Source organism: Thalassolituus sp. UBA2009 (assembly GCF_002335285.1).
Taxonomy (GTDB): Bacteria; Pseudomonadota; Gammaproteobacteria; order Pseudomonadales; family Oceanobacteraceae; genus Venatoribacter; species Venatoribacter alkanivorans.
Map to the genome: position 1 here is coordinate 1 of NZ_DDCJ01000120.1, position 8,466 is coordinate 8,466.

The following is an 8,466-nucleotide window of genomic DNA, read 5'->3' on the forward strand; positions in this document are numbered from 1 at the left end:
CAGCACCTGCAGATCACCTTTGCTGATATGCAGGCGCGGCGCGTATTTCTGACTGAAGCCGGCCAGAAATCGATAGCTGCTGAGCATCTCGCTGATCAGCGCGTTACGCTCGCGGGCAATGCGTACCGGCGACCATTGCGGGCGCTGATCCAGTTCGTAAAAATCGTGTTCGCTCCAGCCCCAGCCGGCGCACAGTTTGCGCATCACCCCGGTACGCCAGCTGTTCTGCTGGGCGCTGCTCAGCTCCGACATCGGGAGTCTGGCTTTGTAATAAAACGCGCGCCGTGCCAGCTGAATGCGTACATCACTGCCTTCGCTCTGCAGCTGTGCGGTCAGCCGGGTCAGCATCAGCAGGTAGGCATCGTTACTTTCGACATCCACCAGCCCCTGATGCACCTGATCTTTCAGGTCCCAGCACAGTGGGCGGATACGCGGATACTGGCTGGCATAGTGGCGGGTCAGCAGCAGTTTCAGCAGCGATTTATACGGATCACTCAGCCCCTTATTCAGCTGCCATAAACCGGCACCGACAAACTCGGCCGGGGGAATGCTGGGGATGGCACCAAAATCCAGCCAGTGGTCAGCATGCACACGATGATGATGGACCAGCCCCTGCCAGAAAGCCTCGGCATTACGCTCTTCTTCATTGGGAATAATCCACCAGCGCGGCTGGCAACCGGCTAACCACAACGCACTGCGGTAAAACTCATCCAGCAACAGCAGGTGCTGGGTGCTGCCGCAATCTTCGCCCTGTGCCGACTGACTCTGGCCACGGCGGAAATCGCTCAGATTCATCAGAAAAAAATGCAGCTCAACGTTCTGGCTTTCTGCCCAGCGCTCAATCAGTTCACACTTTTTTCCCAGCGCACTCAGCTGGCCATTATCCAGGCTCTCGTCGTAGCACAGCCAGACATCCAGATCGCTGGAGCGCGCCTGCGCCAGCGAGCCGACACTGCCCATTAAATACAAACCGGTGATCTGGCGGTTGCTGAACCCGCGTGGCGGCTGCACGCCACGGGCAATGCTCTGCAGACTCTGCAATTGCTGCGCGCTGGCGTTGTAATGGGCGATGCCACAGGGCACCTGATGATCAATGAAACCGGGAAGTTGCTGGTGATTAAGATGCAGCAGCAGTGGCAGCACATCGAGCACGATCTGCTGGCGGCTGGTCATCAGGCTGCGGGTACACTCAAGCCGCGCTTTATTGAGTTGCAGAAACGCGCTGTGCCACTGGTGAACCTGTTGCTGAGAGATCGGACTGGTGATGGCTGGTGTCATCCCCAGAGTATAGATGGCATTTCAGGCCGGGGATGTTTGCGGGCGGACAGAACGCCCTGAACAAGGCAGAAAAAGAAGGGAAATCCCGTCAGCGCAGAAAGCAGAGCCGACGGGATTATGCCGATATAAACCGGCGCTTATTTCATCAGGGCGCGTACATAGTTCGGCAGCGCAAAAGCGGCCACGTGTACGTCGGCATTGTAGAAACGGGTTTCGAAACCGGCAGCGGCAACGCGCTCCGCAATCTGTTCAACGCTCTGCTTGCGCAGCTCGGCATTGTCGGTCGCCCAGGCCAGAGACATCAGGCCACCAATGTAGGTGGGTACCGGCGCCACGTAGAAGCTGGCATCGCTGTACAGCTTGCTCAGACGCTGGAAAGTATTGGTGACTTCCTGACCCTGCATAAAGGGAACACCGTTCTGCGCCACCATAATGCCGCCGGCGTTCAGACAGGTTTTTTCGTCTTTGTAGAAATCGGAGGTGAACAGCACTTCACCCGGACCGATAGGGTCGGTGGAGTCGGAGATAATCACATCAAAGGTATCCTGACACTGAGCCACAAACTCTTTGCCATCGGCAATCACGATATTGGCGCGCGGGTCGTCGAAAGCACCATTGGAATGCTTAGGGAAATACTCTTTGCACATGTCGATCACGCTGCCGTCGATCTCAACCTGGGTCACGTGTTCAACATTTTTATGGCGCAACACTTCGCGCAGAATGCCACCATCACCGCCGCCGATAATCAGTACACGCTTGGGTGCCGGATGGGCAAACAGCGGCACGTGTACCATCATTTCGTGGTAAATAAATTCATCACGCTCGGTGGTCTGCACCACACCATCCAGCAGCATTACCCGGCCCATAAACGGCGTATCAATAATCTGCAGATGCTGGTGCCCGGTTTTCACCTCAAATAACACTTCGCTGACGGTGAAGGACTGGGCATAGCCGTCGTACAGACTTTCAGAAACAACGTTTTTTGCAGACATGGGGATTCCTGTAATGCAGAGCTTAAGTTCGGGCGGGATTATAACGGAATGATGTGCCGGAGTCAGACCGCAGAATCAACGCCGGCGACGGGCGACAGCTTTGACAGGGCGGGCGGCAGCTTTAACCGGGATAGGGGCAGGATCAGGTTTAGCAAGGTCAGGAAAAAACAACACCGGTCAGAGAGCAGACTCTGCTGACCGGTGTGCGCTGAGCATCAGGCGTCTTTGCTGACCACTTCCATCAGATCAACATTCTGGAAGCCACGCGGCAGTTTATTACCACGGCGGCCACGCTCACCCAGATAGTGCTCCAGATCGGCGAACTTCAGTTTCAGATGACGCTTACCGGCATACACCAGCAGCGTGTCTTCCTGACTGAAGGCTACCGCGCCGACCATCAGCTCTTCGCGGGCCGCGGCTTTGGCGCTGTTGATGCTGATCATCTTGTTGCCTTTACCGCGCGCCATCTGTGGCAGATCGGCGGCCGGGAACACCAGCATACGGCCTTCATTGCTGACCGCCGCAATCCAGGATTTCTCCGGATCGCTGATCTTCGCCGGGGCCAGAATGCGGGCGTTATCCGGCACGGTAATCAGATTTTTACCGGCTTTGTTTTTGCTCTGCATATCGGCAATGGTGCCGACGAAACCGTAACCGGCATCGGTGCTGAGCAGATACTGTTCTTCGTCTTTACCCATCAGGGTGCAGATAAAGCTGCTGCCGGCCGGCGGATTGAGCTTACCGGTCAGAGGCTCGCCCTGCCCCCGCGCCGATGGCAGGGTATGCGCCTGCAGACTGTAGGAGCGACCGGTGGTGTCGAGGAAGATCGCGTTCTGGTTCGACTTACCTTTGGCGCTGACCAGGAAGCTGTCACCGGCTTTATAGCTCAGGTTTTCAGCATCCACGTCATGGCCCTTGGCGGCACGTACCCAGCCTTTCTGTGACAGCACAACAGTCACAGCTTCCGCCGATACCAGCTCGGTTTCGCTGAAGGCGCGGGCTTCACCACGAACCACCACCGGCGAACGGCGTTCGTCGCCGTATTGTTCGGCATCGGCACTGATTTCTTTCTTGATCAGGGTTTTCAGACGACGCTCAGAGCCGAGGGTTTTTTCCAGATAATCGCGTTCTTTTTCCAGCTCATCTTGTTCACCGCGGATTTTCATTTCTTCCAGTTTGGCTAAATGACGCAGTTTTAATTCAAAGATGGCTTCAGCCTGAATATCGGAAATACCAAAGCGCTGCATCAGCACCGCTTTCGGTTCTTCTTCACGGCGGATGATTTCGATCACTTCATCAATATTGAGGAAAGCGACCAGTAAACCTTCGAGGATATGCAGACGCGCCAGTACTTTGTCGAGGCGGAACTGCAGGCGGCGACGTACGGTTTCGGTACGGTAGCTGAGCCACTCGCTCAGCATCAGCTTCAGGTTTTTCACCTGTGGGCGGCCGTCCAGACCAATCACGTTCATGTTAACGCGGTAGTTCTTTTCCAGATCGGTGGTGGCAAACAGGTGCGCCATCACCGCATCGGTATCGACCCGGTTGGACTTGGGCACAATCACCAGACGGGTCGGGTTTTCGTGATCCGACTCGTCGCGCAGATCGGTTACCAGAGGCAGTTTTTTTGCCTGCATCTGGGCGGCAATCTGCTCCAGAATCTTGGCACCGGATACCTGATGCGGCAGTGCGGTAATGACGATATCGCCATCTTCAACGGTATAGACCGCGCGCATTTTTACGCTGCCACGGCCATCGCGGTACAGCTTACGCAGATCTTCACGCGGCGTGATGATTTCCGCTTCGGTGGGGAAATCCGGCGCGGTGACGTGTTCGCACAGGGCTTCGATGCTGGCCTCCGGATCATCCAGCAGGTGAATACAGGCGCTGGCCACTTCGCGGATGTTGTGCGGCGGAATATCCGTCGCCATACCCACGGCAATACCGGTGGTGCCGTTAAGCAGAATATTCGGCAGACGCGCAGGCAGCGTGCACGGCTCGTCCATGGTGCCGTCGAAGTTCGGCTGCCACTCCACCGTACCCTGACCCAGCTCGCTGAGCAGCACTTCGGCGTAAGGCGCCAGTTTGGCCTCGGTATAACGCATGGCAGCGAAGGATTTCGGATCGTCCGGCGCACCCCAGTTACCCTGACCATCCACCAGCGGGTAGCGGTAAGAGAACGGCTGCGCCATCAGCACCATGGCTTCATAACAGGCGCTGTCGCCGTGCGGGTGGTACTTACCCAGCACGTCACCCACGGTACGGGCCGACTTCTTATATTTGGCGGTATGCTTTAACCCCAGCTCACTCATGGCGTAGACGATGCGGCGCTGCACCGGCTTGAGGCCATCACCAACGTGCGGCAGCGCACGGTCGAGAATGACGTACATGGAGTAGTTGAGGTAAGCGTTCTCGGTGTATTGCTTCAGCGACTGGCGCTCGACACCATCATCGGTGTAACTGATCTGATCCGTCATAAGTCCTGCAGGGCTGAGTTCTGATGGAATGAATGCCGCCGATTGTGACCGACCCGGCGACAGAGAACAATCTGTGCGGCAGTTCAGCGAAGAATATTCTAAAAATTAGAACGATACCGGCTTATTTTTGTGATTTTCATTCCAACCGGCAGAAATATACTAAACCTATGACAATCAACGATCTGAACAGATACTGAGGAGCAAGTTATGGCCAGCCTGATCAATGGTGAAACAAAAGACCTCGACGGCTTCAGCGTTACCCGGATTCTGCCCAGTGCGGTGAAGAAAATGGTCGGGCCCTTTATCTTCCTCGATCATATGGGGCCGGCGCTGTTCAAACCGGGTGAAGGAGTGAATGTACGCCCGCATCCGCATATCGGCCTGTCGACCCTGAGCTACCTGTTCAGCGGCAGCATGCTGCACCGCGACAGCCTGGGCAATGTGCAGGAAATCTTTCCCGGCGAAGTAAACTGGATGACCGCCGGCCGCGGCATTGTGCATTCCGAACGCGAAACGCTGGAGGTACGCTCACGAGAACACGAACTGAATGGCCTGCAGTTCTGGCTGGCGCTGCCACCGGAAAAAGCTGAAATCGAGCCGTCATTCCAGCATGTGAAAAAAGAGCAGCTGCCGCATTATTATCTGGAAAAAACCATCATGCGTCTGATTGCCGGGGAAGCCTACGGCATGACCTCGCCGGTACGCACTCACTCGCCGATGTTTTTTATCGATATTATCAGCGCCGCCGGAGAACAGATTGAACTGCCGCACCCGAACTACGAAAGCGCGGTATACATTCAGAGCGGCTCGTTAAATATCAGCGGCCAGAGCTTTAACGCCGGTGATTTTATTCTGCTCGATGGCGATGAAAGCATTCAGGTCGAAAGCCACAGTCGTTTTGTGCTGCTCGGTGGCGAACGCTATGAACAGGTGCCTTATATCCGCTGGAATTTTGTTGCCTACAGCCGCGAGCGCATCGCTCAGGCCGAAGCCGACTGGCAGGCGCAGCGTTTTGCTAAAGTACCTGGGGATGAGCGTGAATATACGCCGTTGCCGGGTAAGAAATAACGCAGAATAATTACGCAAAAAAGTAATAAAAAATCCCGGCGCTGGCCGGGATTTTTTTATTGCATCAGCCTTCGCTGCACAATCCCTGCATGCGGATCTTATTGGTCCAGTGCAGAAAACCGTGGCTGGTTGAATACTGAGTGGTTACCGCGCTCAGGCGGCCATTACACTGAGTCATCAACTGCTGTTTTGCCTGATCGACATAGTCAGTTTCAAAGACAAAACCCAGCACAACGGTCTGTTCAGTTTCAGCCGTTACCACGCTGCGCTTTTCTGCAGCAGGTACATCATCAAAGTCGCTGACGTGCTGCATATGAACCGAATGGGTACATCCGGTCAGCAGCATCAGTGGCAGTAATATACGGATTTTCATTCCTGCTTACCCCTTGTGGCAGTAGCCAGTGGCAACCACTTCGCGGATTACAACCGGGATAAATACCGTGTGCTGAAACTTGGTCAGAATGCCTTCTACTTTACCGCCGGCGCACTGGCTTTTCAGATCCAGAATGGCTTCATCAACGAAGTCGTTGCTGAATGCAATACCAAGGAAAGTCCAGCTGCTGGAAGTCGCGCTGATTTCGTTGCTGCGCTCGGCCGGTACCTGGGTCAGGGAAACAGAGTTGAGGCTTACACAACCAGTCAGGGCCGTCATCAATACCGCCAGGGTGATAAAACGTTTAAACATATTCTTTATTTCCTTATTTCTCAGCGGATGCAATAAGCATCGACACCTACGATTTCACCCGACACCGGGCCTGCTGTTTTTGCTTCACGAATGGCGCGGATACCGGTCAGGCGGCCACTCGGGCATTCCACCAGCAGGTATTCCTGCAGTCGCTGCGCATAAGCGTCATCAAAAACCGGGTTACCGGTACGCGGTCCCATATTGATCAGCGCCAGAATATCGCGCAGTTGCTTAAAGTTTTCAGCTGTTCTGCCACGACTGGCAACACGGCCAATTTCGGCAGCGGCCGTTGCATCAAAACCGGTTTCACTCAACCGTACGGAAACGGGTACTAATTCACCCTGAGACTGATCAATACTGCCGATCTGAACATGATCCAGACGCGCGCAGCCAGCCGTCAGGGCAAGCACCAGTAGTGCTGTCCAACGCATATTTGCTCCTAAAGTAAAAGGCAATGAACTATTGCCGGCGCGGATTATAAAGACAAATACCCGCTATGACGAAAAAGAATTCAGCGGGGGCAGGATAGACTTATTATTACTGTTATTGTAATTCGGCGAAGTAACGCTGATAGAAGGCTTCTCCGTCCATAGGCATGGCATAATAATAGCCCTGTACCCATTCGCAGCCGAGACGATGCAGGGTTCCTTCCTGCTCTTTGTTTTCTACCCCTTCGGCGACAACAATAAGTCCGAGACTCTTGGCCATCAGGACAATAGCACGGGCAATTTCGTAATCGTTGATATCGTCGTTGATATCGCGCACAAACGACTGGTCAATTTTTAATACGGTTACCGGCATGGATTTAATTTTACTCAGCGAGGAATAGCCGGTACCGAAATCGTCAATCGCAAAATCAACGCCCATCGCCCGTAATTCACTGATTTGTTGCGAGACTTCCGTAGTGCCGGACATCATCAGGCTTTCGGTAACTTCCAGCTCCAGCCAGCGCGGATCAAAATCCAGGTACTGAAGAATATCGGCAACGGTAGAGGCAAAACTGGAGTTAATCTGAATCGGTGATACGTTGACCGAAATTTTATCGAGTATTAATCCCTGCTGACGCCAGAATAAAAACTGCTGACAGGCCGAGCGTAATACCCAATAACCAAGCTCCACGATCATGCCGCTGGTCTCGGCCAGCGGAATAAAATCATGCGGCGAAATCAATCCGCGAACAGGGTGTGGCCAGCGCAGCAGTGCTTCAACCCTTCTCGGCATAGCTTCACCAACCCGGAACTGCGGCTGGTAATTCAGTATAAAACTGTGCGATTCCAGCGCCGAGCGTAAGTCCTGCTCCAGCGACATTCGTGAATGAATGCTGTCGGTCAGCTCCCGCTGATAGTGGAAGCTGCGGTTACGTCCCAGCTCTTTGGCTTTATGCAAAGCAGCATCCGCATTACGGATCAGTTCATCCACACTGTTACCGTGCTGCGGATAAATACTGATACCGGCACTGGCAAACACACTGAGCAGATGGCCCTGCAGGCTGTATGGCCGCGAAATAACCTGCAGCAGCTGATCGCATTTTTCCTGAATACGTTCCTCACCATCGATACGGCTGAGTACAACAACAAACTCATCACCGCCTAAACGCGCACAGATATCGGAATCACGGACATTGTTATGCAGACGATGGGCAACATCTTTCAGCAGCAGGTCACCGATATCGTGGCCGATGGTGTCGTTAATATCTTTAAAACGGTCGAGATCAAGAAAGATTACCGCCAGCAATTCTCCGCCGCGGCGCGCCATATTCAGTGCATATTCGAGTTTCTTATTCAGTGACAGACGATTCGGCAAACCGGTTAATACATCATGGTGGGCGATATGCTCCAGATTCTGCTGGGCTTTTTTCAGTTCGGTAATATCGCGGCTTAAACCAAACACGCCAATGCAGCGTCCGCGTTTGTCATAAATAGGGGTTTTCTGGGTTTCCAGCAGCATGACACTGCCATCCACGCCA

The 8,466-nt window shown here is 54.1% G+C and carries 8 protein-coding genes; 1 reads left to right on the plus strand and 7 read right to left on the minus strand.

What is annotated here, in order from left to right:
* The 3 genes from B3P58_RS14950 to parC all read right to left on the minus strand — a co-directional run.
* Positions 1–1,278, minus strand: a 1,278-nt coding sequence (locus tag B3P58_RS14950; RefSeq protein WP_286718766.1) for a class I adenylate cyclase, incomplete at its 3' end; no start/stop codon positions are given.
* Positions 1,279–1,415: 137 nt separating this feature from the next.
* On the minus strand, positions 1,416–2,270 hold the full coding sequence (gene speE, locus B3P58_RS14955) for a polyamine aminopropyltransferase (RefSeq protein WP_230331044.1): 855 nt from the start codon (positions 2,268–2,270) through the stop codon (positions 1,416–1,418).
* Positions 2,271–2,485: 215 nt separating this feature from the next.
* Positions 2,486–4,747 carry a DNA topoisomerase IV subunit A gene (gene parC / locus B3P58_RS14960; RefSeq protein WP_230331043.1) on the minus strand — a complete coding sequence of 754 codons (2,262 nt, stop codon included), beginning with the start codon at positions 4,745–4,747 and terminating at the stop codon, positions 2,486–2,488.
* Between the two features lie 207 nt (positions 4,748–4,954).
* Here parC and B3P58_RS14965 point away from each other — a divergent pair, with 207 nt between their 5' ends.
* Positions 4,955–5,815 carry a pirin family protein gene (locus B3P58_RS14965; protein ID WP_230331042.1) on the plus strand — a complete coding sequence of 287 codons (861 nt, stop codon included), beginning with the start codon at positions 4,955–4,957 and terminating at the stop codon, positions 5,813–5,815.
* Positions 5,816–5,879: 64 nt separating this feature from the next.
* Here the strand turns inward: B3P58_RS14965 and B3P58_RS14970 are convergent, their stop codons facing one another.
* From B3P58_RS14970 to B3P58_RS14985, 4 genes are all read right to left on the minus strand, one after another.
* Positions 5,880–6,188, minus strand: coding sequence for a hypothetical protein (locus B3P58_RS14970; protein WP_230331041.1), 309 nt, complete (start codon positions 6,186–6,188; stop codon positions 5,880–5,882).
* A 6-nt stretch (positions 6,189–6,194) separates the two neighbouring features.
* A complete protein-coding gene (locus B3P58_RS14975) occupies positions 6,195–6,500 on the minus strand; it encodes a hypothetical protein (RefSeq protein WP_145467749.1) in 306 nt (101 codons plus the stop codon).
* A 20-nt stretch (positions 6,501–6,520) separates the two neighbouring features.
* Positions 6,521–6,931, minus strand: coding sequence for a hypothetical protein (locus B3P58_RS14980; RefSeq protein ID WP_230331040.1), 411 nt, complete (start codon positions 6,929–6,931; stop codon positions 6,521–6,523).
* Between the two features lie 112 nt (positions 6,932–7,043).
* A partial coding sequence (locus tag B3P58_RS14985; protein ID WP_286718774.1) for an EAL domain-containing protein occupies positions 7,044–8,466 on the minus strand: 1,423 nt, incomplete at its 5' end.

Bases quoted from the DNA above. Each gene is read 5' to 3' on its own strand.
- speE (WP_230331044.1), bottom strand. From the start codon at position 2,270: ATGTCTGCAAAAAACGTTGTTTCTGAAAGTCTGTACGACGGCTATGCC.
- parC (WP_230331043.1), bottom strand. From the start codon at position 4,747: ATGACGGATCAGATCAGTTACACCGATGATGGTGTCGAGCGCCAGTCG.
- B3P58_RS14965 (WP_230331042.1), top strand. From the start codon at position 4,955: ATGGCCAGCCTGATCAATGGTGAAACAAAAGACCTCGACGGCTTCAGC.
- B3P58_RS14970 (WP_230331041.1), bottom strand. From the start codon at position 6,188: ATGAAAATCCGTATATTACTGCCACTGATGCTGCTGACCGGATGTACC.
- B3P58_RS14975 (WP_145467749.1), bottom strand. From the start codon at position 6,500: ATGTTTAAACGTTTTATCACCCTGGCGGTATTGATGACGGCCCTGACT.
- B3P58_RS14980 (WP_230331040.1), bottom strand. From the start codon at position 6,931: ATGCGTTGGACAGCACTACTGGTGCTTGCCCTGACGGCTGGCTGCGCG.